Raw genomic sequence first — 22,324 nt, forward strand, 5'->3', positions numbered from 1 at the left:
GGCTGCGGACCACGTGCACCCGGCGCGGGCCCACGCCCGGTCGGTGCGGGCGGACGCCCACCCGGTCCACCCTGTGGCCGCGGCGGTCCGGCGGGCGGCGTAGGCCGACGCGGCGGCCCGATAGGACGATCACCGGACTGCGGACCTGGTTGTGCACCCCGCGACGGGCGGCCGCCGCGCGGATCGTCACCGTAGGGGGAGGGCTCGTAGGGCGAACTCACTGACCAGATCTCCATAACTCGTAAGGTTCGACCGGCACACAACATCCGCGCCGGAGGACCGGCGCGGATATTTTGCACCCCGAACTGCGGCGCGTCACGCGGCCGCTGTCATTCGGCCGCAGAGCGACGTCCCGCTCTCGGTCCCGCCCGGCGACGGGCGGGCGCGGGCGCCGACCCGAGCACGTACGACTGCACCAGGTGGTTCCAGCTGCACGAGCGGCACACCTCGACGACATGCACCGAGAATTCCTCGTTCGACTCTGCCATCCGCGTCAACTCGTCGGGTGTGCGCGCCGACCCGGCCGCCTGGCCGAGCCCGTCGCCGAACACCCACGACACCAACGTCAGCTGCTCTTTCCGGCAGATCGGGCAGGTCACCTCGCTGCCGCGACCGTGGAACTTCGCGGCCCGCAGCAGGTAGGGATTGGCATCGCACACCTCGGCGACGCCGACCCGCCCCGCGTAGACATCGGCGAGCAGCGACCTGCGCCGGAGCGCATAGTCCACCACCTGCCGCTGAATTCGCACGATCACCAGAGTAGCCGGGATTGATTTCCACCGCCGGTGCCACCGCTTGTTGCCCCCGGCGGCCTTAGACTCCCGATACCGGGTACTTTCCGGGTCTTTTCGCAGGTGAGGCATGGCAAGTAGATGGCAGATTCTCCACAGGCGCGCTCCGTCGCCGATCCCCGGACAAGGGCGCGTGATATCGATCGCGCCGAGGTGTCGACCATGCTTGACGCGGCCTACGCGGAGGGCCAGCTCGGTGCGCAGGAATACCACGACCGGGTGAAACGGGCCGGTTCGGCCCGCACGCTCGGTGAATTGCGTGGACTGACCGGCGATCTGCAGTCGCCCGCGGTGTTCGGCCCGACCACCGAACGGAAGCGCTTCGGCCGCAAGCACTCCGGCGAGTACCCGGCCAGGACCAAGGCGCGCGACGACGACCGGGCACGCACGATCGCCGCCCTCGACACCGCCCGCGCCGACGGTCAGCTCGATGCCGAGGAGCACACGGCGATGACCGAGCTGGCCGCCGAAGCGCGCACGCTCGGCGAGCTGGCCACCCTCGTCGCCGAGCTGCAGCAGCGCCCGGCGGCACCGGTGAAACCCAAGGCGCGCAACACCTTCCGCATAGTGACGATCGCGGCCGTCGTGCTCGCGGCGGTCGGCGGCTTCGCCTGGACGATCCGGGCCGACGAGCCGGCGGCGAAGGAAACCGCCGCATCGATCAACTACGACGCGGCCCCACCCCTGGTGATCCCTACTCCGAACCTCAACACCATCGCCGGATTCGTACAGTTCCGCGACGACTACCGCACCAAGTTCGGCGACGCCGTCGTCGACGAGGCAGTGCTGCACGACGAGCACGCCTCAGCGGTCCGCCGCGCACCCGACAACGGCGACTGGACCGTGAGCTACACCTATCGCGGCGGATTCGAACGCTCGAATTCGCAGGTCACCACCCGTGACCGCAAGGCGGTCGACATCGACCTGACCCAGGTGAACACCGACGCCCTCGCCGCGGTGCTGAACACCGCCGCCACCACCCTCGGTGTACCCGGCGGCGTGGTCTCCCACTACCGGATCGCCAACGACACCTGGGTCGGCCGTCCCTCGATCACCGTCTACGTGCGCAACGAGGTCTCCCAGTCCGCGCATCTCGTCCTCGCGCTCTCGGGCGAAGTGCTGAAGACCTACCCGTACGAAAGATGACGCCATGAAGACCACCTCCCCGGCGAAGGACCTGCGGGCCCGCGACGCCGACCGCGCGGACGTGTGCGCCCTGCTCGACGCCGCCCTGGCAGACGGCCAGCTCACCGAGGCCGAGCACGGCAAGCGCACCGCCACCGCCATGCGCGCCGAGACCTTCGGCGACCTCGACCGCCTGGTCGACGACCTGCAGATCCCCGACGGGCTGGCCGCCACCCCGGTCGCACGGGGTGTCCCCCGCGCCACGCGCCGCTGGTGGATCCCGGTGGGCGCGGTGGTCCTCGCGGGCCTGGTCGGCGCGGGTGCCGGTCTGCTCGGCCGCAGCACCGTCCTCGCGCCGCCGTTGCCCGATCTCACCACCGGCAACGGCTTCGCCCATTTCCTCGCCGACTACCGCGCCGAATACGGAAGCGCGCTCGCCGACGAGTTGACGCTCTATCCGGAGTACGCGCTGGTCGAGCGCGATTCCGGGAAGCCGGGCAAGCAGGACGAGCTGCAATATCGCGGCGATTTCGACCGGTGGGGTTCACCCGGTTCGCGACCGCCGGGCACCCGCTCGTTCGACCTGGCCACGGTCGACCTGGCGAAGTACGCGCGCCTGATGTCAGGCGCCCCGCAGACCACCCGCGTGCCCGGTGGTTGGGTGTCGCACGTGCTCGTCCGGTTTCCACCGGGTGGCGCCAAAGATGCCGAGCCGGAAATCAGCATCTACGTCAAGAACGAGGCCGAGCAGAGCGGTTATCTGAAGATCCGGCTCAGCGGCGAACCTATCGCGGTGTACCCGGCAGACTCCTGACCTGCTGATTCGCCCGGCCCCGACGGTCGGTCCCCGCTCATGTGAGGGATACGACTACGCCCTGATGTATCGCTCCGATATAGTGGGAAGTCGCATCCATCGGTTAGGTCCGTTCGGCCTGTCAGGCCGTCATAGTCAGGGAGTGAGGTCGGCATGCTCGAGTTGGCGATTCTCGGCCTGCTCCTCGACGCGCCCATGCACGGTTACGAGCTGCGCAAGCGGTTGACGGGCCTGCTCGGGGCGTTCCGGGCCTTCTCCTACGGTTCGCTCTACCCGACGCTGCGCCGGATGCAGGCCGACGGGTTGATCGCCGAGGAGATACCGGAGGGCGCGACCGCGCGCCGTGCGCGCCGCGTCTACCGGCTCACGCCGGTCGGGCGGGAACGGTTCAAAGAACTCCTCGCCGATACCGGTCCGCAGAACTACACCGATGACGGCTTCGGTGTTCATCTGGCCTTTTTCAGCCGCACCCCCGCCGAGGCGAGGATGCGGATCCTGGAGGGCAGGCGACGCCAGGTCGAGGAGCGCCGAGAGGGTCTGCGGGAAGCGATCAAGAAGGCCAGTGGCTCGCTGGATCGCTACACCCGCCAGCTCCACCAGCTCGGATTGGAATCAAGCGAGCGCGAAGTGCGCTGGCTCAACGAGTTGATTGCGGCGGAGCAATCGACGAAGGCGGCACCACAGAAAGAGGGAAAGAGCGGCCATGAGTGATGTCAACAAGGTTGGATCCGGCGAAGTACGCGTCGCGATCGTCGGTGTCGGCAACTGCGCATCGTCGCTGGTGCAGGGCGTGCAGTACTACAAGGACGCCGATGAGAACGCGGTCGTTCCGGGTCTGATGCACGTCCGGTTCGGTCCCTATCACGTCAAGGACGTGAAGTTCGTCGCCGCGTTCGACGTCGACGCCAAGAAGGTCGGCTTCGACCTGGCCGAGGCCATCTTCGCCAGCGAGAACAACACCATCAAGATCTCCGACGTGCCGCCCACCGACGTGACGGTCCTGCGTGGCCCGACCCTCGACGGCATCGGCAAGTACTACGCCGAGACCATCGAGCAGTCCGAGGCTCCGGCGGTCGACGTGGTCAAGGCCCTGAAGGATGCCAAGGTCGACGTCCTGGTCTCCTACCTGCCGGTCGGCTCCGAAGAGGCCGACAAGTTCTACGCCCAGTGCGCCATCGACGCGGGTGTCGCGTTCGTCAACGCGCTGCCGGTGTTCATCGCCTCCGACCCGGTGTGGGCCAAGAAGTTCACCGACGCCGGTGTGCCGATCGTCGGTGACGACATCAAGTCGCAGGTCGGCGCGACCATCACCCACCGCGTGATGGCCAAGCTGTTCGAGGATCGCGGCGTGGTGCTCGACCGCACCTACCAGCTCAACGTCGGCGGCAACATGGACTTCAAGAACATGCTCGAGCGCGATCGCCTGGAGTCGAAGAAGGTCTCCAAGACCCAGGCCGTCACCTCGAACCTCACCGGTTCGCTGGCGGGCAAGGTGCACGACCGCAACGTCCACATCGGTCCCTCCGACTACGTGGAGTGGCTCGACGATCGCAAGTGGGCCTACGTTCGCCTCGAGGGCCGTGCCTTCGGTGACGCCCCGCTGAACCTGGAGTACAAGCTCGAGGTGTGGGACTCGCCGAACTCGGCGGGCATCATCATCGACGCCGTCCGCGCGGCCAAGATCGCCAAGGACCGCGGCATCGGTGGACCCGTCATCCCGGCCTCGGCCTACCTGATGAAGTCCCCGCCGGAGCAGATCGCCGACGACGTCGCGCGCACTCAGCTCGAAGCGTTCATCATCGGTGCGGACTAGTCACTGAACGAAAAGGCCGGGCACACAATGGTGTGCCCGGCCTTTTTCGTGGGACTCAATCCAGGGAGACGTACACCTCGACCGAGGTGGGCCCGGTGTAGCGCTCCAGTTCCGCGGTGTGGGAGCGGGTGATGGTTCCGGCGTTCTCGGCCTTGATCACCTGGGCCCAGGCGGTGCGCAGCAGGTCGTAGGGCTTGTCGGAGACGACGAATTTGGCGTAGCGGCCCGCGGGGATGCGGGTCAGGACATCGCCTTCGTCCACGTCGTCGAGGCCGGCGACCTCGTAGCCGAGGACGGCCACGGCGTGGTCGTTCTGGCCGATGTAGGCGGCGGCCCGGGTGACCGGCTTCTCGCGGGACAGGTAGCGGTCCCAGGTGAAGTTCACCAGGTCGAGATCGCGGGCGGTGACCTCACGGCCGGCCAGCGGCACGGTGAGTCCGGCGATCAGGCTGTCGTCCAGGGTGACGATCTCGAAATCGGCGGTCATCGGCTATTCCCCGCTCTGCGCGTCGTCGGTCAAGGAAACGAAGATCTCGACGGTGCGTTCGTCGGGGTACTGCTCGCAGTCGCCGGTGTAGGCGCGTACGAACTCGCCCGCCGCCTCGGCGTCCCAGACCTGCCGCCACAGGGCGACGATGGTGTCGCCGATCTCGTCACCGTGCGCCACGAACCGCGCGTAGCGGCCCGCCGGAATCCGCGCGAGCACATCGCCTACCCGCAGGTCGGCGAGGGTTTTGCATTCGTAGCCGACGATATGGGTGAGGTAGGAGTTGATCTCGGGCGCGAAGTCGACATAGCCCGTCGCGAACGGTCCGGGTAAGTCCTGTCGTGCCCGTAGCCGCTGCCACGCTTCCACCACTTTGGCGCGTCGTGGCCCCTCCACAGCGAGCGCCGGACTGCGCAGCACTGTGCCCGCGATCAGCATCTCGGGACGGTCAACGACATTGAAATCCACCTGCGTAGCCCCTATGTCTAGTCTCGTCGTCGCTCGAGCGCACATCTTCCCGCATGGATACGACAGGTTCCGCGCCGGGATTCCGCCGGCGCCCGATCTCCGGATGCGCACTGGCCAACGATGTTGCCATGTTCGTGCAGATGTGTGGTCACGCCTGTCCAATCCGTGATCTACCGCGGCGCCTCACCACCCAGTCCGGGGAACCATTCGCCGGGTGTACTCGGGCTCGGAGCGGGCGGGATGATGATGATCGGCGCCGGATTGCGTGGTGTGTCGCTCGGTGGGTTGAGGATGTCGAAGCCACCACCGCCACCGCCACCTTCGCCACCGGACGAGGGCGGCGGAGCAGGTACCAGTGATCCACTGCCGCCCAGCGGCGGAGTCGGGAATTCCTCGACGGGTGAGCCGGCGAGCGCGGTGTCCATCGTCTGCTTCCAGATGTCGGCGGGCAGTCCCGATCCCCAGATCGGGTTGCCGCGTCCATCGCGCAGCGGCTGCGGATGCTCTGTTCCCACCCACACCGCCGTCGACAGCGACGGCGTGTATCCGACCATCCAGGCGTCCTTGTTGGCCCCGGTCTCACCCAACTGGGTCGTCCCCGTCTTGCTCGCCGACGGCCTGCCCCCGGCCAGCCCGTGCCCGTTGGAGTAGTTGGCGATCGGCTCCATCGCCCGCGTGGTCGCGTCGGCGATGGCCGGGCTGATGCGCTGCTCCGGCTCCGGAAGTTGTTTGCCCCTGCGGGTTTCCGGCGGACCACGATCGAGCAGCACCTGACCGTTGCCGGTGGTCACCCGCTGCACGAAGTACGGCTGCCGGTACACCCCCGACGCGGCGAGCGTGGCATACGCCGACGCCATATCGATCGGTCGAACCAGATACTGCCCCAACACGATTCCGTTGAGCGGTGGCTCGCCGTTCTCGGTGAGCGTCTCGCCCTCGACCCCTGGAATGTGCTCGGGGATGCCCGCGAGATGCGCGGCCTGGGCCACCGAGCGTGGACCGTCGGCCATCGTCATGGTGAGCCGGTAGAAACTGGTGTTGAGGGAGCGTTTCAGCGCCTCGGCCAGCGAACACCGTCCACACGAGTCGCCGTCCACATTCTTGATGGTCGTACCACGATCGGTGATGGGCGAACTGTCGATCGCCCGCGTCACCGGGATGCCCTGCATCTGGGCCGCGACGAGCGCGAAAACCTTGAAGGCCGAACCGGTTTGCAGCGGCGCCTGGGCGAAGTCGAAACCGGTGCCGTCTTCGCCGCCGTAGTAGGCCCGCACCGCACCGCTTCGCGGGTCGATCGACACTACGGCCGCCCGCAATTCCGGTGGCTGCCAGGAGGAGCGGGCCCGCACGCTGTCGACGGCGCCCGCCTGCGCGACCGGATCGATGGTCGTGGTGATCTGCAGGGCGCCGGTGTTGATGTCGGCGTCGGTGAGTCCGGCGGCGCGCAGTTCTCGCAGCACCATGGTACGGATGTGGCCCTCGGGCCCCGATGCCTCGGGTTCGGTCGCCACGTCGTCGAGGGCGAGGATCGGCGGGAACACCGTCGCGTCACGGTCGCCCGGAGCGAGTACGCGCATCTCGACCATCCCGTCGAGCACGTACTGCCAGCGGGCGCGCAACTGGTCGAAGTGGGTTTCCGGGTCGAGCACCGAGGGTGAACGGATCACCGCGGCCAGCACCGCGCCTTCGGCCAGTGTCAGTTCCGGCACCGGCTTACCGAAGTACGCCTTGGCCGCCGCCGCGATGCCGTAGGCGCCGCGACCGTAGTAGATGGTGTTCAGGTAGGCGGCGAGGATCTCGTCCTTGCTCCACTGCCGCGACATCTTCGCCGCGATGATGAGCTCGCGCATCTTGCGGGTGACGGTGCGTTCGGAACTCAGGAAGGCGTTCTTCACGTACTGCTGGGTGATCGTCGACCCGCCACCGGCGTTGTCGTGCCCGGCCAGGTTGTCCCGTGCCGCGCGCAGGAACCCGCTCGTGGAGTATCCGGCGTTGGTGTAGAAGGTGCGGTCCTCGGCCGCGAGCACCGCCTCCCGCACGTGCATGGGCACCTCGGTCAGCGGGATCGGGATGCGGTTGCCTTGCGGCGGAATGATTTTCGCCAGCACCGTTGTGCCGTCGGCGGCCAGCACCGTCGCCGGTTGCTCGACGGCCACCTCGCCCGGTTCGGGAATCTCCGAGCTCCAATACACCGCGAAGAACAGCAGCGCGGGCACACACACGAAGATCACGAACAGCGCGAAGACCAGCCGCCGGATCCGCTGCGCCCTGGTGCGTGGCGGGCGGGGTTCCGGGTCGTCGTCGCCCGCCAGCCGGGCAGCCTGGGCTCGCCGGGCCGCACCCTTGCGCGGCTGCTGCTCGCGCAGAGGATCCCGGAAGCCTGCGATCGACGTATACGGCACGTCCTCGTCGGAACGCCCGCGCCTGCCGGCCACGACCATCTCCTCCCGTCGGTGCAGGCGACTTTACCCGCCTGCACCGGCATAACCCGGGAGGAGCACGCCCGTCAGCTCTTCACGCCGCCCGCGGTGAGGCCGGAGATGATGCGGCGCTGGAAGATCAGCACCATGATCACCAGCGGCACGGTGACGATCACACCGGCCGCCATGATCGCCGCGTACGGCTGGACCAGCGGGTCGTTGCCGGAGAAGCTCGCGATGGCGACCGTCACCGGCTTGGTCTGCTCACCGGAGAGCAACCGGGCGAGCAGATATTCGTTGACCGAGGCGATGAACGCCAGGATCGCGGTGGTGAACACCGCGGGCGCCGCCAGCGGCAGCATGACCAACCGGAACGCCTGCAGCTTGCTCGCACCGTCGATACGCGCGGCTTCTTCGAGCTCCCAGGGCAATTCGGCGAAGAACGACGCAAGGATGTACACCGTCATCGGCAGTACGAACGAGATGTTCGGGATGATCATCGCCTGGTACTGGCCGATCCAGCCGAGGTCGGTGAACAGCTGGAACAGCGGCGTCACCAGCACGACGGCAGGGAACATCGACGCCGAAAGGATCAGCCCCGAAACCAGGTACTTGCCCGCGAAGGTCATCCGGGCGAGCGCGTACGCGGCGAGCACGCCGAGCAACAACGCGACCACCGTCGTCACCGAGCCGATGATCACGCTGTTGAGCAGCGCCTTGCCGAAGTCGTTGCCGCGGCTGGTGTCGAAGGCGTTGCGGAAGTTCTCCAGCGTCACGTGGGTCGGCCACGGAGTGCTGTCGAAGGTGTGGGCCGGGTCGCGGAACGCGACAACGGCCATCCAGTAGAACGGTCCGAGCCCCCACACGAGCACGATCGCCACACCGAGGTACAGGCGAACGGTTCCGAGCCGTTTGCGCCACGAAACCGACTGTGTCGCAACAGGTTCGCGTTCGGCGGTGGGCTCTTTGGTCATCGAAATGCTCATCAGTTCGCCTTCCGCTGCTCTTCCTGCGTGCGAACGGCGTTGGCGCCCAACACCTTCACCAGCAGGAACGCGATCGCGAACACCAGCACGAAGGTGATCGTCGACAGGGCGGCCGCGCTGTTGGGACCTTGGCGCACCTGGTCGACCACCAGGATCGACAGGGTGCTGGTGGCCGGGTTCGCGCCGGTCATGATCGCGGGCAGGTCGTACATGCGCAGCGCGTCCATGGTGCGGAACAGCACCGCGACCAGCAGTGCGGGCTTGAGCAGCGGCAGCGTGATGTGCACGAACCGCTGCCAGGCCGAGGCGCCGTCGACCTTGGCGGCCTCGTACACGTCGTTCGGGATCACCTGCAGCCCGGCAAGGATCAGCAGCGCCATGAACGGGGTGGTCTTCCACACGTCGGCCACGATCACCGCGAACCGCGAGGCCCACACATCCGAGGTCCACAGGATCTCGGTGCCGAGCACCCGGTTCACCACGCCGTCGTACTGGAACATGAACTCCCACAGCCGCGCGGTCACAGCGGTGGGGATGGCCCACGGGATCAGCACCGCGGCCCGCAACAGCGCCCGGCCACGGAAGGTCTTGCCCATCACGATGGCCATGCCGAGGCCGAGGGTCGCCTCGATCGTCACGGTCACCACCGTGAAGAACAGGGTGACCCCGACCGCCGCCCAGAACTGCGACCCGAGTGTGCCGGTCGGGCACGACACCGTACCCATCAGCGAATTGCATTGCTGCAGTAGCCAATGGGTGTAGTTGTCGAAACCCGCGCTGCCGCCCTCGACGAACATGCCGGTGGCCGGGTCGATGCCGGCGTCCTTGCGGAACGACATCCACAGCGCCTGGAACACCGGATAACCGATGACCACGGCCAGCGCCACCATCACCGGGGTCACGAACAGCCACGCCCGCCGTGATTGCCTCAGTTGCAGCGCTAGCCCGCGCTGCTTGACTCCCGAAGGATCCGACACCGTTTCTACTCTCCTACGGTCTGGTCGGGTCCGCTGCGCGTACCGCTACGAACCAGCGGTCTCGATGCCCTTTTGCATGCCTGCGACTGCGTCGTCGACGGACTTCGTGCCGTTCAGGGCAGCATATGCGTTGTCCTGGATGGCCTTTGACACCGCCTCGTAGAACGGCGAGACCGGTCGCGGCACCGCGTTGGCGATCGACTCCTTCAGCGCGGGCAGGTACGGCATCTTCGCGATCAGGGCCGGGTCGTCGTAGAGCGAGGTACGCACCGGCGGGAAGGCGCCCTGGGCGACGATCTGCTGTGCCTCTTCGCTGACCATGAAGCGAACGAAGTCGGCGGCGGTGGCCTTGTTCTTGGAGAACGCGCTGATCGCGACGTTGTAGCCGCCGAGGGTCGAGGCGCCGACATCGGTCTTGCCGGGCAGCGGTGCCACGCCGAAGCGGTCCTTCACCATCGAACCCTCGCCGTTGGCCTGACCGTACAGGTACGGCCAGGTGCGCAGGAACAGCAGCTTGCCCGACTCGAACGCGTTCGCGCTCTCGCCTTCCTTGAAGCTGATGGCCTCTTTGGGGATGTCGCCGCGCTGGTAGGCGTCGACCAGAACCTTCAGGCCCTCTTTGGATTCGGGGCTGTTCACGGTGGGGGTCTTGCCGTCGGCGCCGACGAAGCTGCCGCCGTAGGCGTTGATGACCTCGGACGTGTTCACGGTCAGGCCCTCGTAGGGGAACAGTTGACCGGCGTAGCAGCCGATGTTGTTGTCGCGCGCGATCTGGCACTGGCCGAGCATCTCCGACCAGGTGCGCGGCGGGTTGGGAACCAGGTCCTTGCGGTAGTACAGCAGACCGCCGTTGGTATTGCGCGGTGCCGCGTACAGCTTGCCGTTGTAGGTGGCGCTGGCAACGGTCGGCGCGAGCAGCGGCGCGGTGTCGATGGCGAAGCTGCCTTCGAGCGGCTGGATCCAGCCCTTGGCGGCGAACTCCGCGGTGTAGGGCACGTCGAGGGCGACCACGTCGTAGCCGTCCTGCTTCGAGCGGAAGTGCTCGGCCATGTCGTCGCGCTGCTGGTCGGCGTCGGCCGACTGCTCCTTGAACGTCACCTGCTCGTTCGGGTGCGCGGCGTTCCAGCGGTCGATGAGCTGCTTGACCATCCCGGTCTCGGAGACGTCCTTACCCTCGACGTAGGTGATCGGTCCACGCCCGGTCAGGTTCTGGTCGAGGGCGTTGCCGCCGTTGTCACTCGAGCAGGCGCTGGCGAACGATGCGGTAAGCAACGCAATCGAGGCAGCAGCCATCGTCGCTCTGGGGACAAACTTCAAGGCCATCGCAGACACTCCAGGGTCGAGACAGTGAGCAGCAGCACAGTGCGTCGGTGCAGGGGCAAACATACATGGTGTGGCCCGCCGCGTCCGATCGTCCCGTCACTTCGGCTACTTTGCGGTCAGTTCGGTGCGCGGGCGATGTCGGCGCGGTGTCCTAGGCTCGATCCGTGACCAGCCCCACGCCGTCCGCACCCGACCGGATGCTGTCCCGGATCGGTGGTTTGCTGCGCAAGGCCGAGGCCACCGACAACGAGCACGAGGCGGAGGCGTTTCTCGCGGCCGCGCAACGGCTGGCGACGAAGTCGTCGATCGATCTGGCGGTGGCGCGCTCGCATGTGGCGCGGCGCGAACGCCGGTCCACGCCGGTGCAGCGGATCATCCCGATCGGGGAGCCGGGGCGGAAGGGGTTGCGCACCTACGTGCAGTTGTTCGTCGCCATCGCTACCGCCAACGACGTGCGCTGCGATGTCGCGCGCACCTCCACGCAGGTCTACGCCTACGGTTTCGACGCCGATATCGACGCCTGCGAGGCGCTGTACGCGAGTCTGCTGGTGCAGATGGTGCGGGCCTCGGATCACTACATCAAGTCGGGTGCGTATCGCGAGGCCACGGTGGTGAAGGTGGTCACCGAGAAGCGGTTCGGCCGGACGGTACGCCGCAAGGTGCAGGCCCCGGTCGCCGGTGTGACGGCGCGACTGAATTTCCAGATGGCGTTCGCGGCGCGGATCGGCGCGCGACTGGCCGAGGTGAAGGCCGAGGTGGTCGCCGAGGAATCGGCGGTCGAGTCGACTGGAACCGCACTCGCGCTGCGCGACAAGGAACTCGCCCTCACCGACTTCTACACCGCCACCTCGGAAGCGCGCGGCACCTGGCGCGGACCGCAGACCTCCACCGGCCATTCGGCCGCGGCCCGGCAGGCGGGCGACCGGGCGGGCCGCAACGCCCGCCTCGGCCCCTCCACCGAACTACCCGCCGCACGCGGCAAACTCACGAGATGAACCGCGAGCCCGACGATGTCTGCGGTCCGGCTCCACGACGCGACACCCAGCGGGCGCGGGTGTACGACGCCGAGCAGTTGGTGCGCGGTGTCTTCGATCGCGCCGAGGAATTCGGGCATCGCACTGTCGATATCTACGGTTCGCAGGTGACCTTGCCGGTCGAGCGACGATTCGCGTCGGTGGAATCGGTGCAGAGTTATGTCGACAAGGTGATCGCGCTGAATTGGGTTCGAGCCCAATGGGATCGGGCGGTGATTTCCGTGCGGGTCCGTGCGCGGGCGGGCACGGCTGCGGCACACTACGAACGCGCCGCTGCCGTGCTGGCCGTCCCACTCCATACCGGCGCCACCGCGTGGGCGCTGCGCGAACTGGTTGTTCTGCACGAACTCGCCCATCATTTGGCGCCGACCCCCGACGAAGTGTCGCACGGACCCGAATTCTGCACTCGCTATGCGGAATTGGCCGACGGTGTGATCGGTCCCGAAGCGGCTCTGCTGATCCGGGCGACATTCGCCGGTTGCGGAGTCCGCTTCGGGTGAGTCGCCCTAGCGATTTCCGGTGCTACCAGGGGCGCTGCCGCGTCCGCCTGACCCCTGTCCGCCCGGGGCGGGAGAGGTGCAGGATTTGCTGTCCGTGCAGGGGGAACCGCTCGTGGAACCACCACGCCCACCACCACCCTGCGAGCCGTGAGCCGCGGCGAAACTCGTCTGCTCGGGTGTCACCGCAGCGGCCACACCGACCCCCATCACGCTGAACGCGGCGACCATCGCGGCAATTGCTGTTTTCATTGTTTCCCCTTTGTTCGCGGCTACGAGTTGATCGTGCGGGGCGGGGACTAATGAATTCTCAACAGCCGCTTGTAGATAAGGCTCGAGGCCCCGGCCGATGAGCACCGGGACCTCGATTCGACGGGGTGTTGCCGATCAGTCGTCGGTCACCTGGACGTCGACGTCGATATTGCCGCGGGTCGCGTTGGAGTACGGGCACACCTGGTGTGCCTGGTCGGCCAGTTGCTGTGCTTCCTCGCGGGTGAGGTGGGGGAGGGTGACCTCGAGGGTGACGGCGAGCTGGAAGCCGCCCTTGTCGTTCGGGCCGATCGAAACCTGCGCGCCCACCGCCGAATCGGCGATATTCGCGCCTGCCTTCTTACCGACCAGGCGCAGCGCGGAGTGGAAGCACGCGGCGTAACCGGCCGCGAACAGCTGCTCGGGATTGGTGCCCGCGCCGTCGCCGCCCATTTCCTTCGGCGGGGCGAGCACCACATCGAGCTTGCCGTCGGTGGTGCGGGCGGAGCCGGTGCGGCCTTCGCCGGTGGCAAGGGCTTCGGCGGTGTAGAGAACCTGCATGGGGAGTCTCATTTCTCGATGAGGGAATCGGTCAGTTTGCGGAGCAGAGTGCGGAGGGCGGCGGCTTCGTCGCCGGTCAGACCCGCTGCTCGAGCCATTTCCGTGGGGATGGCGCAAGCTCGGGCGCGGACGGCCCGCCCGTGCTCGGTGAGCACGATGTCGACGCGGCGCTCGTCGTCGGCCGCACGCCTGCGCTGCACGAAACCGGTTGCTTCCAGTCGCTTGAGCAGTGGTGACAGGGTGCCGGAGTCGAGCTCGAGCGCCCTGCCGAGTTCGCCGACGCTGCGGCCGTCGCGTTCCCACAGCGCCAGCATCACCAGGTATTGCGGGTAGGTGAGTCCTAGTTGTTCCAGTTTCGGACGGTAGACCGCCGTCATCGCTCGCGAGGCCGCGTAGAGCGGGAAGCACAGCTGCTCGTCGAGGGTGAGTCCGTCGGTCATGCGAGGAACTGTAGCGCACAATTAAATTGTGCACAACTAATTAGGTCGAGTGCTCGCCGGTCGGTGGTCGTACCGGTGTGGTCGGCGTCTACGAAACGGAGTCGGACGCCGGCGTGTCCTCGAGCAATGCGCGCACCCGCTCGTACCGTCGCAGCCACCACCGCACCCGCTCGGCATCCGGATGGCGGTATCGATCCATCGCCACCGGATCGGGTTCCGGCGCACTGGTCGGCACCGTCAACCACCCGTCGACCGGGCGCAGCGAGTCGGCGACCAGATCACCTTCGAACAGCGCGAGAGTACCCAGCCCACAGGCGAATTCGAGGTCCGGCAGCGTCCCGGCCAGAGCGATCTGGGCTGCCAGCCCGACACTCGTCTCCAGTGCCGACGACACCACCGTCGGCAGTTCGGCGGCCTCGGCAACCGCGAGCGCCCGCCGCACCCCACCGAGCGGCGTGCATTTGAGCACCGCCACATCCGCCGCCCCCGCCACCGCGACGCGCAACGGATCCTCCGCACGCCGAATCGACTCGTCGGCCGCGATCGGCACCGAGACCCGCGCCCGCACCTCCGCGAGTTCCTCGATACTCCGGCACGGCTGCTCCACGTACTGCAATCCTCTTGCCGCCGAATCTATTTCCCGAATTCGCCGCACGGCGGTCTCGACATCCCACACCGCATTGGCATCGACCCGGACGGCCCCGGAATCCCCGAGCGCCGCCCGCACCGCCGCCACCCGCGCCAAGTCCTCAGCAAGCGAATCAGAATGATCGGCGACCTTCACCTTCGCTGTCGCACAACCGGATTGACGGGCGATTCGCGCCGCACGTTCGGGATCTACGGCAGGCACGATGCAATTCACCGGTACCCGCTCCCGCACGGGCGCAGGCCACCCGATAGTCGCCTGCTCGACAGCGGTAGCCAACCACCCCGCCGCCTCCCGATCGTCGTACTCGGGAAACGCGCAGAACTCCCCCCACCCGTTCTCCCCCCGAATCAACATCCCCTCGCGCACGGTGATCCCCCGAAACCGCGTACGCAGCGGAATCGCATAAACGAAGGTCTCGAAGTCCACGCCATCACCCTAAGCGTTGCGCAGAATCGGACAGGGTGACCTGCGCTGCCTACTTGTCCGCCGGACCGTAGAAGTCAGGGCGCAGGCCAGACCACAGAAACGAGCGCGGTCGGATACGTCGCACCGGTGACGGGTCTCGGCCGTAGCCGAGGACGGCCGTCGGCGGCGGCATTCGCGTGGACGCCGCCGCCGACCGCACTCACAATCTTTCGATGATGGTCGCGTTGGCGAGCCCACCCGCCTCGCACATCGTCTGCAACCCGTAACGGGCACCGCGCTGGTGCAGGGCATGGACCAGCGTGGTCATCAGCCGTGCCCCGGAGGCGCCGAGCGGGTGGCCGATGGCGATGGCACCGCCGTTGACATTCACCTTGCTCAGGTCGGCGCCGGTTTCCTTCGCCCAGGCCAGGACGACGGGCGAGAACGCCTCGTTGATCTCGATCAGGTCGATGTCGGACAGGTCGAGGCCCGCCCGGCGCAGCACCTTCTCGGTCGCGGGGATCACCGCGGTGAGCATGAGCAACGGGTCGTCGCCCGCGACGGCGAAGCTGTGCAGCCGGGCGAGCGGGCGCAGGCCGAGCTGCTCGGCCCGCTCGCCCGACATGATGAGCACGGCCGAGCTGCCGTCACTGACCTGACTGGCGGAGGCGGCGGTGATCTCCCAGCCGATCTGCGGGAAGCGCGCCGCCATGGCAGGGTCGTAGTAGGCGGGCTTCAGCTTCGCCAGCGTTTCGAGTGTGGAGCCGACGCGGATGCCCTCGTCACCGGTCAGCCCGTTCAGTGGGACGAGTTCGCCGGCGAAGAGCCCGTCTTTCGTTGCGCGGGCCGCCTTTTCGTGGCTGCTCAGCGCGAACTCGTCGAGCTGGGTGCGGCTCAGTCCCCACTTGGCGGCGATCAGCTCGGCGCTGATGCCCTGCGGGACAAGGTCCTCCGGATACCGTTGCGCGAAGGCCACCCCGGACAGGTCGGCGGCCCCGAGCGCACTGGAACCCATCGGAACTCGCCCCATGGATTCGACGCCCGCCGCGACGACGATGTCGTACGCGCCCGCGATCACGCCCTGCGCGGCGAAATGGATGGCCTGCTGGCTGCTTCCGCACTGCCGGTCGACGGTGGTCGCCGGCACCGACTCGGGGTATCCGGCGGCCAGTGCGGCCCGCCGGGTCATGTTCACGCCCTGCTCGCCGACCTGGGTGACGATGCCGCCGATCACATCGTCGACCAGTGCCGGGTCGATGCCGCTGCGCTCGATCACCGCGCGCAGGCTGTGCGCGAGCAGGTCGACGGGATGGACGTCGTGGAGTGCGCCGTCGGGTTTGCCCCGCCCGATGGGGGTGCGTACCGCTTCGACGATGACCGCGTCTCGCATGGGAGTCCTCTTCCCTCTGGCTATATCAGACAATAGTCAGACTAGACGCTAACTATCATTTGCTCAAGTCAGGGAGGCGTATGATGTCGGCTATGGCAGCGGTGATGGAAGGACCCTTGGCCGATCTGAGCAGGTGGGAGACCGAAGGCTGTTCGATCGCCAGAGCCATGGAGCTCATCGGCACCCGCTCGGCCGTCCTCATTTTGCGCGAGGCCTACTACGGCACCACCCGCTTCGACGGCTTCGCCCGCCGCGTCGGCATCACCGACGCGGCGGCCGCGAGCCAACTCCGCAAACTCACCGCGGCGGGAATCCTGGAAAAGCGCCCCTACCAGGAGGAAGGCAAGCGCACCCGGCACGAGTACGTCCTCACCCAGATGGGCAGGGACCTACTTCCGGTGGTCGTGGCGCTGTGGCAGTGGGGCGACACCTACCTCCAGCCGGGCCCGGCGCCACTGCTGCGCGTCGACACCGAAACCGGCGAGCCGGTGCGGGCTCGGCTCACCACACCCACCGGCACTCCGGTCGAACTCGAACAGCTCGGCGTTCGCGTCAACCCGGAGTACCTGCGTGCCCGCAAGAAGGCAGGCCGCCCGCCGAACGGCACCGGTGCCTGACGACAGCCGACCGCACCGATGATGCGGTCGGCATGTCAGGTCGTCGAGCGGCGGATCAGCGCAGCCGCCGACCGTTCTCGGTGCTGAAGAAGTAGAGGTTCGCCGAATCGGTGGTGAGCGAAAGCCGCTCGCCCTTGGCCGGCGGGTTGCGCCAATCCACCCGCGCCACAAGGGTTTCCCCGGACGTGCTGTCGGCCCCGGTGGACAGTGCCCGGCCGTAGACGTAGGCGTCGGAACCCAGTTCCTCCACCACGTCCACTTCCATCTGCATCCCCTGACCGCCGACTTCGAGATGCTCGGGACGGATGCCGAGCACCACCGAACCCGCACCCGCGTCGACCACCGCGCGCGGCACCTGCACCGGGTAGCCGCCGATGGTGACGGTGCCGTCGGTGACCGGCAGCGTGAACAGATTCATCGCCGGCGAGCCCATGAACCCGGCGACGAACACATTCGCCGGGTCGCGGTACAGGTCACGCGGCGACGCGCACTGCTGCAACAGGCCGTCCTTGAGCACGGCGACACGGTCACCCATGGTCATGGCCTCGACCTGGTCGTGGGTGACGTACACCGTCGTCGTCCCGAGCCGCCGCTGCAGCTGGGCGATCTGGGTGCGGGTCTGCACGCGCAGCTTGGCGTCGAGGTTCGACAGCGGCTCGTCCATCAGGAACACCTGCGGCTGCCGCACGATCGCGCGCCCCATCGCCACGCGCTGGCGCTGACCGCCCGAGAGCGCCTTGGGCTTGCGGTCCAGGTACTCGGTGAGGTCGAGCAATTCGGCTGCCGCACGCACCCTTTCGTCGCGTTCGGCCTTGGACACCTTGGCCAGCTTCAGCGCGAAACCCATGTTCTCCGCGACCGACATGTGCGGGTACAGCGCGTAGTTCTGGAACACCATCGCGATGTCGCGATCCTTGGGTTCGGCGTGGGTCACATCGTTGTCGCCGATCAGGATGCGCCCGCCGTTGACCTCCTCGAGGCCGGCGAGCATGCGCAGCGAGGTCGACTTGCCACAGCCGGAGGGTCCGACGAGAACGAGGAATTCGCCGTCGGCGATTTCGAGGTCGAGGGCGTCGACAGCGGGTTTGCCCGCGCCGGGGTAGAGCCGGGTGGCGCCTTCGAAGGTCACGGTAGCCATGCGTAGATCATTCTTCCCATCCCGGCAGGAACGTGCCGGACGATCCGAGTACGGGTGCTTCGGTACGAGCGCCATCACATTAACCGCTGGGCGTGGCGCGGGCTCGTGGGATCCTCGATCATGCGAAAAGCCAGAATATGGGCGGCCGTGGTGGCGGCGTCTCCGATCGTGTTCCCGCTGGTCGCGATCGCCGCGGCGGCCGTCGTCGCCATGCTCGCCGGGCCGGGCGCCGACGTCGCCTGGTACCTGGTGTTCACGCTGATGCTCGGCATGGCCATGTTCGTTCCCGGCCTCTGCGTGAACCTCGTCGGCCTGGCATTGTTGCCGCGCCGCAGCGGAACGGTCGTCACCGTCGTCGGGCTGCTGCTGCTGATGGGCGCGGCAGCCATGATGTGTCTCGGCATTTTCGAGGATGCGCTGAGCGGTCTCGATGACGACCCCCGCCTGATCCCGAAGCTGTCGATCCCCGAAGCGGTCGCGACCTCGGTGCCCTACGCGGCCGTCGTGATCGCCGGCCTCTGCGCCACTTTCTTCGTTGTCGCGGCCGCCCGCGACTCGCAACTGCTCGTGTCGCGCGACGATGCGACCATCTCGGACGCCGAGTAGCCTCGATCGCGGAGCAGATCGGCGAGCCCTCGAGGAGCTAACGGTATGAGTCGTCCAGTTCGTATCGGAGTCCAGCTTCAGCCCCAGCACGCACCGGATTACGGGCTGATTCGTGATGCGGTGTTGCGGGCCGAGGACGCCGGGGTGGACATCGTCTTCAACTGGGACCATTTCTATCCGCTCACGGGCGATCCGGCGGGCGCGCATTTCGAATGCTGGACGATGCTCGGCGCGTGGGCCGAGCAGACGGAGCGGGTCGAGTTCGGTGCGCTGGTCACCGGCGGTGGCTACCGCAATCCCGATCTGCTCGCCGATATGGCGCGCACGGTCGACCGGATCAGCGGCGGCCGGTTGATCCTCGGCATCGGTGCGGGCTGGTTCCAGCGCGACTACACCGAGTACGGGTACGAATTCGGTACGGCCGGTAGCAGGCTGAACCTGTTGAAGGACAACATGTCCCGGCTCACCGCCCGCCTGCGCGTGCTCAGCCCACCGCCGGTGCGTGATATCCCGATCCTCATCGGTGGCGGCGGCGAGCGCAAAACGCTGCGCCTGGTCGCCGAGTACGCCGACATCTGGCATTCCTTCGTCGATGTGGAGACGCTGGCGCACAAGAACAAGATCCTGGCCGAGCACGCGGCCGCCGTCGGCACCGACGAGAGCCGGATCGAACGGTCGGTGCAGTGGCAGGGCCGGGCGCAGGCCGAACAGTTGCGCGCGGCGGGTGTGAGCCTGTTCACCATCGGCGTCTCCGGTCCCGACTACGACCTCGCCGAGGTGCGCCGCGCGATCGAGTGGCGCGACGAAGTGAACCCGGAATTACTCGAAGGCCTGGCATAAAATCTTTGACCTGCCCGGATGCACCACACCAGGCGCGGGTGGCGAGTGGGGACACGGGCGGGCACTAGGGTCTATCGGCATGGCAGGTGTGCGTGCTGTGCGAACCCGGGCGCGGATTGCCGCGCTGTTGCTCCTCGTCGGCGTGGCCGCGACCGGATGCGGTGGCTCCGGTGGCGAGACGTCGACGGGGGGCGACCTGTGCTCGCCTCCCGGCCAGAGCGCGGCGGCCGCGGCGCCGACCAACCTCGCCTCCTCCGAGACGGCGGGCACCGACCGCTACACGACCCCGACCACGGTGCCGCTCGAGTCGATCGATACCAGCAAACTCGGCCTGCTGAGTCCGGGCAAGCTCAGCGTCGGCACCCTCTCGGACGCGCCGCCGAGCATCTGCGTGAACGGCGAGGGCGCCTTCACCGGATTCGATAACGAACTGCTGCGCGAGATCGGCGCGAAACTCGGTCTGCAGGTGGAGTTCTCGGGCACCGAGTTCGCCGGGCTGCTCGCCCAGGTGGCGGGCAAACGCTTCGATGTCGGCTCGTCCAACATCACCACCACCGATGCCAGGCGCGAACTCGTCGGCTTCACCAACGGCTACGATTTCGGCTATTTCTCGCTGGTCGTGCCGCAGGGTTCGGCGATCAAGGGGTTCGGTGATCTGAACGCCGGTTCGCGGATCGCCGTGGTGCAGGGCACCGTGCAGGACGAGTTCGTGGTGAACCAGCTGCGCCTGGACCCGGTGAAGTTCCCGGACTACAACACCGCGTACGCGAATCTCAAATCCGGCCAGGTCGACGCCTGGGTCGCCCCGTCGGCGCAAGCCGAGGGCGCGATCAAACCGGGCGACGGGATCGTGGTGTCGGAGAACACCTTCAGCCTCGACAACTTCGTCGGCTACGCGGTGGCCAAGAACAACCAGCCGCTCATCGACGCCCTCAACGCGGGCTTGGACGCGGTGATCGCCGACGGCACCTACGCGCGCCTGTACGCCGACTGGGTACCGCGCGAGCTGCCGCCGGGCTGGAAGCCGGGCTCCAAAGCCGCGCCGGCGCCGGATCTTCCGGACTTCGCCGCCATCGCCGCGAGCAAGCAGCCCGGCGAAGCCGAAGTGGCACAGCAGAAATCGACCATCCAGCAGTTGAAGGACACCTTCTTCGACTGGTCGCTCTACACCAAGGCCTTCCCCGACCTCATCAAGACGGGTCTGCCGAATACGCTGATCCTGGCCGTGGTTTCGGGTGTCCTCGGCACCGTGCTGGGCATGCTGCTCGCGGTGATGGGTATCTCGCGCACCCGTTGGTTGCGCTGGCCCGCCCGCGTGTACACCGACATCTTCCGCGGTCTGCCCGCCGTGGTCATCATCCTGCTGATCGGGCTCGGAATCGGCCCGGTGGTTCGCAATGTCACCGGCGGCAACCCGTACTGGCTCGGCGCGGTGGCGTTGGCGCTGTTGGCGGCGGCGTACATCGGTGAGATCTTCCGCTCGGGTATCCAGTCGGTGGAGCCCGGTCAGCTCGAGGCGGCCCGTGCGATCGGGTTCGGGTACCGCCAGGCGATGACCCTTGTCGTGATCCCGCAGGGCGTGCGCCGGGTGCTGCCCGCGCTGATGAACCAGTTCATCGCCCTCATCAAGGACTCCTCGCTCATCTACTTCCTCGGGTTGCTCGCCTCCCAGCGCGAGCTGTTCGCGGTCGGCCGCGACCTCAACGCCCAGACCGGCAACCTGTCCCCGCTGGTCGCGGCGGGTCTGATGTACCTGGTGCTGACCATCCCGCTCACCCACCTGGTGAACTACATCGACCGCCGGATGCGCACCGGAAAACCGGTTCCCCCGGTCGATCCGCTCGAACAGGCCGTCATCACGGAAGGCCGGGGCGCATGACCGCCACGTCCGCCCGCGCTTGCGAAGGAGTTACAGCTCGATGAGTGCATCCCTGACCGGTACCGGCCTGCATCTGACGCTTGGCAACAACCACATCCTGCGCGGCGTCGACATCCACGTCGACGCGGGCCGGACCACCACCGTCATCGGGCCGTCCGGTTCCGGCAAGTCGACCCTGCTGCGGGTGCTCAACCGCCTGCACGAACCCGATTCCGGCGACATCCTGCTCGACGGCGAATCGGTGCTGCGCGAGAACCCCGACCGGTTGCGTCAGCGCATCGGCATGGTGTTCCAGCAGTTCAACCTGTTCCCGCACAAAACGGTCGCCGACAATATCGCCCTGGGGCCGCGCAAACTGCGCGGGCTCTCGGCCGAGCAGGCGCGGGCGCTCGCGGTGGAGCAGCTCGAGATCGTCGGCCTGGCCGACAAGGCCGACGCGCGACCCGGATCGCTCTCGGGTGGGCAGCAGCAGCGCGTCGCCATCGCCCGCGCCCTCGCCATGAAACCGGAACTGATGTTCTTCGACGAGGCAACCTCCGCGCTCGACCCCGAGCTGGTGAAGGGTGTGCTCGCGCTCATGGCCGACCTCGCCGCCGGCGGCATGTCGATGATCGTGGTGACCCACGAGATGGGGTTCGCGCGCAGCGTCTCCGACAGCGTGGTGTTCATGGACCATGGCCAGGTCGTGGAGACCGGCGCGCCCGCCGAACTGTTCGACGACGCCAAGACGCCGCGTCTGCGCCGCTTCCTCGATCAGGTCCTCTGACCAGCACGAAGGGCTCGCAGCAACGCATGCGCAACTGCTAATGTCGGAA

24 protein-coding genes are annotated in these 22,324 nt (G+C 67.5%); 11 read left to right on the top strand and 13 right to left on the bottom strand.

What is annotated here, in order from left to right:
• Together NI2_RS34810 and NI2_RS29560 are read right to left on the bottom strand one after the other, a co-directional pair.
• Positions 1-190, bottom strand: a 190-nt coding sequence (locus NI2_RS34810) for a hypothetical protein (protein ID WP_218018535.1), incomplete at its 3' end; no start/stop codon positions are given.
• A gap of 139 nt (positions 191-329) precedes the next feature.
• Complete coding sequence (locus NI2_RS29560; RefSeq protein WP_159372838.1) at positions 330-749, bottom strand: DUF5318 domain-containing protein; 420 nt, start codon at positions 747-749, stop codon at positions 330-332.
• A 123-nt stretch (positions 750-872) separates the two neighbouring features.
• Here NI2_RS29560 and NI2_RS34565 point away from each other — a divergent pair, with 123 nt between their 5' ends.
• From NI2_RS34565 to NI2_RS29580, 4 genes are all read left to right on the top strand, one after another.
• A complete protein-coding gene (locus NI2_RS34565; RefSeq protein WP_084476964.1) occupies positions 873-1,937 on the top strand; it encodes a DUF1707 SHOCT-like domain-containing protein in 1,065 nt (354 codons plus the stop codon).
• A gap of 4 nt (positions 1,938-1,941) precedes the next feature.
• The gene (locus NI2_RS29570; protein ID WP_067497593.1) at positions 1,942-2,730 is read left to right on the top strand and encodes a DUF1707 SHOCT-like domain-containing protein; all 789 of its coding nucleotides are present in this window, start codon (positions 1,942-1,944) and stop codon (positions 2,728-2,730) included.
• Positions 2,731-2,883: 153 nt separating this feature from the next.
• Entirely contained in the window at positions 2,884-3,441 is a 558-nt protein-coding gene (locus NI2_RS29575) for a PadR family transcriptional regulator (protein WP_067497596.1), read from the top strand.
• The gene (locus NI2_RS29580; RefSeq protein WP_067497599.1) at positions 3,434-4,543 is read left to right on the top strand and encodes an inositol-3-phosphate synthase; all 1,110 of its coding nucleotides are present in this window, start codon (positions 3,434-3,436) and stop codon (positions 4,541-4,543) included. The genes NI2_RS29575 and NI2_RS29580 overlap by 8 nt, the downstream gene beginning before the upstream one ends.
• 55 nt (positions 4,544-4,598) lie before the next feature.
• Here the strand turns inward: NI2_RS29580 and NI2_RS29585 are convergent, their stop codons facing one another.
• The 6 genes from NI2_RS29585 to NI2_RS29610 all read right to left on the bottom strand — a co-directional run bounded on the left by NI2_RS29585 (position 4,599) and on the right by NI2_RS29610 (position 11,204).
• Positions 4,599-5,030 carry a GyrI-like domain-containing protein gene (locus NI2_RS29585; RefSeq protein WP_067497603.1) on the bottom strand — a complete coding sequence of 144 codons (432 nt, stop codon included), beginning with the start codon at positions 5,028-5,030 and terminating at the stop codon, positions 4,599-4,601.
• A 3-nt stretch (positions 5,031-5,033) separates the two neighbouring features.
• A complete protein-coding gene (locus tag NI2_RS29590) occupies positions 5,034-5,498 on the bottom strand; it encodes a GyrI-like domain-containing protein (protein WP_067497606.1) in 465 nt (154 codons plus the stop codon).
• 170 nt (positions 5,499-5,668) lie between these two features.
• Positions 5,669-7,939 carry a transglycosylase domain-containing protein gene (locus tag NI2_RS29595; RefSeq protein ID WP_084476966.1) on the bottom strand — a complete coding sequence of 757 codons (2,271 nt, stop codon included), beginning with the start codon at positions 7,937-7,939 and terminating at the stop codon, positions 5,669-5,671.
• Between the two features lie 65 nt (positions 7,940-8,004).
• Entirely contained in the window at positions 8,005-8,904 is a 900-nt protein-coding gene (locus tag NI2_RS29600; protein WP_084476968.1) for a carbohydrate ABC transporter permease, read from the bottom strand.
• Complete coding sequence (locus NI2_RS29605; protein ID WP_067497611.1) at positions 8,904-9,881, bottom strand: carbohydrate ABC transporter permease; 978 nt, start codon at positions 9,879-9,881, stop codon at positions 8,904-8,906. The genes NI2_RS29600 and NI2_RS29605 overlap by 1 nt, the downstream gene beginning before the upstream one ends.
• A gap of 45 nt (positions 9,882-9,926) precedes the next feature.
• Positions 9,927-11,204, bottom strand: coding sequence for an ABC transporter substrate-binding protein (locus tag NI2_RS29610; RefSeq protein WP_067497614.1), 1,278 nt, complete (start codon positions 11,202-11,204; stop codon positions 9,927-9,929).
• A gap of 197 nt (positions 11,205-11,401) precedes the next feature.
• On the opposite strand from NI2_RS29610, the gene NI2_RS29615 reads away from it, so the two are divergent.
• The gene (locus tag NI2_RS29615) at positions 11,402-12,199 is read left to right on the top strand and encodes a DUF2786 domain-containing protein (RefSeq protein ID WP_067497782.1); all 798 of its coding nucleotides are present in this window, start codon (positions 11,402-11,404) and stop codon (positions 12,197-12,199) included.
• Positions 12,196-12,738 (top strand): TIGR04338 family metallohydrolase, encoded by a 543-nt coding sequence (locus NI2_RS29620; RefSeq protein ID WP_067497617.1) that lies wholly within the window; start codon positions 12,196-12,198, stop codon positions 12,736-12,738. Before NI2_RS29615 ends, NI2_RS29620 begins: the two co-directional genes overlap by 4 nt.
• 384 nt (positions 12,739-13,122) lie before the next feature.
• Here the strand turns inward: NI2_RS29620 and NI2_RS29625 are convergent, their stop codons facing one another.
• From NI2_RS29625 to NI2_RS29640, 4 genes are all read right to left on the bottom strand, one after another.
• Positions 13,123-13,545: an organic hydroperoxide resistance protein gene (locus tag NI2_RS29625; protein WP_067497620.1), complete on the bottom strand. Its 423-nt coding sequence runs from the start codon at positions 13,543-13,545 to the stop codon at positions 13,123-13,125.
• 8 nt (positions 13,546-13,553) lie between these two features.
• Positions 13,554-13,985 carry a MarR family winged helix-turn-helix transcriptional regulator gene (locus tag NI2_RS29630; RefSeq protein WP_067497623.1) on the bottom strand — a complete coding sequence of 144 codons (432 nt, stop codon included), beginning with the start codon at positions 13,983-13,985 and terminating at the stop codon, positions 13,554-13,556.
• Positions 13,986-14,073: 88 nt separating this feature from the next.
• A complete protein-coding gene (locus tag NI2_RS29635) occupies positions 14,074-15,060 on the bottom strand; it encodes an o-succinylbenzoate synthase (RefSeq protein ID WP_067497627.1) in 987 nt (328 codons plus the stop codon).
• Between the two features lie 199 nt (positions 15,061-15,259).
• Positions 15,260-16,429 carry a thiolase family protein gene (locus NI2_RS29640; RefSeq protein ID WP_067497630.1) on the bottom strand — a complete coding sequence of 390 codons (1,170 nt, stop codon included), beginning with the start codon at positions 16,427-16,429 and terminating at the stop codon, positions 15,260-15,262.
• Positions 16,430-16,521: 92 nt separating this feature from the next.
• On the opposite strand from NI2_RS29640, the gene NI2_RS29645 reads away from it, so the two are divergent.
• Positions 16,522-17,046 carry a winged helix-turn-helix transcriptional regulator gene (locus NI2_RS29645; protein WP_371852023.1) on the top strand — a complete coding sequence of 175 codons (525 nt, stop codon included), beginning with the start codon at positions 16,522-16,524 and terminating at the stop codon, positions 17,044-17,046.
• 55 nt (positions 17,047-17,101) lie between these two features.
• Here the strand turns inward: NI2_RS29645 and NI2_RS29650 are convergent, their stop codons facing one another.
• Complete coding sequence (locus NI2_RS29650) at positions 17,102-18,184, bottom strand: ABC transporter ATP-binding protein (RefSeq protein WP_067497636.1); 1,083 nt, start codon at positions 18,182-18,184, stop codon at positions 17,102-17,104.
• A gap of 120 nt (positions 18,185-18,304) precedes the next feature.
• Here NI2_RS29650 and NI2_RS29655 point away from each other — a divergent pair, with 120 nt between their 5' ends.
• The 4 genes from NI2_RS29655 (at position 18,305) to NI2_RS29670 (ending at position 22,275) form a co-directional block, all read left to right on the top strand.
• Positions 18,305-18,790, top strand: a complete 486-nt coding sequence (locus NI2_RS29655; RefSeq protein ID WP_133733883.1) for a hypothetical protein — start codon at positions 18,305-18,307, stop codon at positions 18,788-18,790.
• 45 nt (positions 18,791-18,835) lie between these two features.
• A complete protein-coding gene (locus NI2_RS29660) occupies positions 18,836-19,630 on the top strand; it encodes an LLM class F420-dependent oxidoreductase (RefSeq protein ID WP_067497643.1) in 795 nt (264 codons plus the stop codon).
• A gap of 79 nt (positions 19,631-19,709) precedes the next feature.
• Positions 19,710-21,509, top strand: a complete 1,800-nt coding sequence (locus NI2_RS29665) for an ABC transporter substrate-binding protein/permease (RefSeq protein WP_067497646.1) — start codon at positions 19,710-19,712, stop codon at positions 21,507-21,509.
• A 40-nt stretch (positions 21,510-21,549) separates the two neighbouring features.
• Positions 21,550-22,275 carry an amino acid ABC transporter ATP-binding protein gene (locus NI2_RS29670; protein WP_067497649.1) on the top strand — a complete coding sequence of 242 codons (726 nt, stop codon included), beginning with the start codon at positions 21,550-21,552 and terminating at the stop codon, positions 22,273-22,275.
• The last annotated feature ends 49 nt before the right edge of the window (positions 22,276-22,324 follow it).

Source organism: Nocardia ignorata NBRC 108230 (genome assembly GCF_001612905.1).
Classification (GTDB): domain Bacteria; phylum Actinomycetota; class Actinomycetes; order Mycobacteriales; family Mycobacteriaceae; genus Nocardia; species Nocardia ignorata.

What these genes read in the sequence shown, in the direction of transcription:
- NI2_RS34565 (WP_084476964.1), top strand. Translation starts at nt 873, where the DNA reads ATGGCAGATTCTCCACAGGCGCGCTCCGTCGCCGATCCCCGGACAAGG.
- NI2_RS29570 (WP_067497593.1), top strand. Translation starts at nt 1,942, where the DNA reads ATGAAGACCACCTCCCCGGCGAAGGACCTGCGGGCCCGCGACGCCGAC.
- NI2_RS29575 (WP_067497596.1), top strand. Translation starts at nt 2,884, where the DNA reads ATGCTCGAGTTGGCGATTCTCGGCCTGCTCCTCGACGCGCCCATGCAC.
- NI2_RS29580 (WP_067497599.1), top strand. Translation starts at nt 3,434, where the DNA reads ATGAGTGATGTCAACAAGGTTGGATCCGGCGAAGTACGCGTCGCGATC.
- NI2_RS29585 (WP_067497603.1), bottom strand. Translation starts at nt 5,030, where the DNA reads ATGACCGCCGATTTCGAGATCGTCACCCTGGACGACAGCCTGATCGCC.
- NI2_RS29595 (WP_084476966.1), bottom strand. Translation starts at nt 7,939, where the DNA reads ATGGTCGTGGCCGGCAGGCGCGGGCGTTCCGACGAGGACGTGCCGTAT.
- NI2_RS29600 (WP_084476968.1), bottom strand. Translation starts at nt 8,904, where the DNA reads ATGAGCATTTCGATGACCAAAGAGCCCACCGCCGAACGCGAACCTGTT.
- NI2_RS29610 (WP_067497614.1), bottom strand. Translation starts at nt 11,204, where the DNA reads ATGGCCTTGAAGTTTGTCCCCAGAGCGACGATGGCTGCTGCCTCGATT.
- NI2_RS29615 (WP_067497782.1), top strand. Translation starts at nt 11,402, where the DNA reads ATGCTGTCCCGGATCGGTGGTTTGCTGCGCAAGGCCGAGGCCACCGAC.
- NI2_RS29620 (WP_067497617.1), top strand. Translation starts at nt 12,196, where the DNA reads ATGAACCGCGAGCCCGACGATGTCTGCGGTCCGGCTCCACGACGCGAC.
- NI2_RS29625 (WP_067497620.1), bottom strand. Translation starts at nt 13,545, where the DNA reads ATGCAGGTTCTCTACACCGCCGAAGCCCTTGCCACCGGCGAAGGCCGC.
- NI2_RS29630 (WP_067497623.1), bottom strand. Translation starts at nt 13,985, where the DNA reads ATGACCGACGGACTCACCCTCGACGAGCAGCTGTGCTTCCCGCTCTAC.
- NI2_RS29640 (WP_067497630.1), bottom strand. Translation starts at nt 16,429, where the DNA reads ATGCGAGACGCGGTCATCGTCGAAGCGGTACGCACCCCCATCGGGCGG.
- NI2_RS29645 (WP_371852023.1), top strand. Translation starts at nt 16,522, where the DNA reads ATGGCAGCGGTGATGGAAGGACCCTTGGCCGATCTGAGCAGGTGGGAG.
- NI2_RS29650 (WP_067497636.1), bottom strand. Translation starts at nt 18,184, where the DNA reads ATGGCTACCGTGACCTTCGAAGGCGCCACCCGGCTCTACCCCGGCGCG.
- NI2_RS29655 (WP_133733883.1), top strand. Translation starts at nt 18,305, where the DNA reads ATGCGAAAAGCCAGAATATGGGCGGCCGTGGTGGCGGCGTCTCCGATC.
- NI2_RS29660 (WP_067497643.1), top strand. Translation starts at nt 18,836, where the DNA reads ATGAGTCGTCCAGTTCGTATCGGAGTCCAGCTTCAGCCCCAGCACGCA.
- NI2_RS29665 (WP_067497646.1), top strand. Translation starts at nt 19,710, where the DNA reads ATGGCAGGTGTGCGTGCTGTGCGAACCCGGGCGCGGATTGCCGCGCTG.
- NI2_RS29670 (WP_067497649.1), top strand. Translation starts at nt 21,550, where the DNA reads ATGAGTGCATCCCTGACCGGTACCGGCCTGCATCTGACGCTTGGCAAC.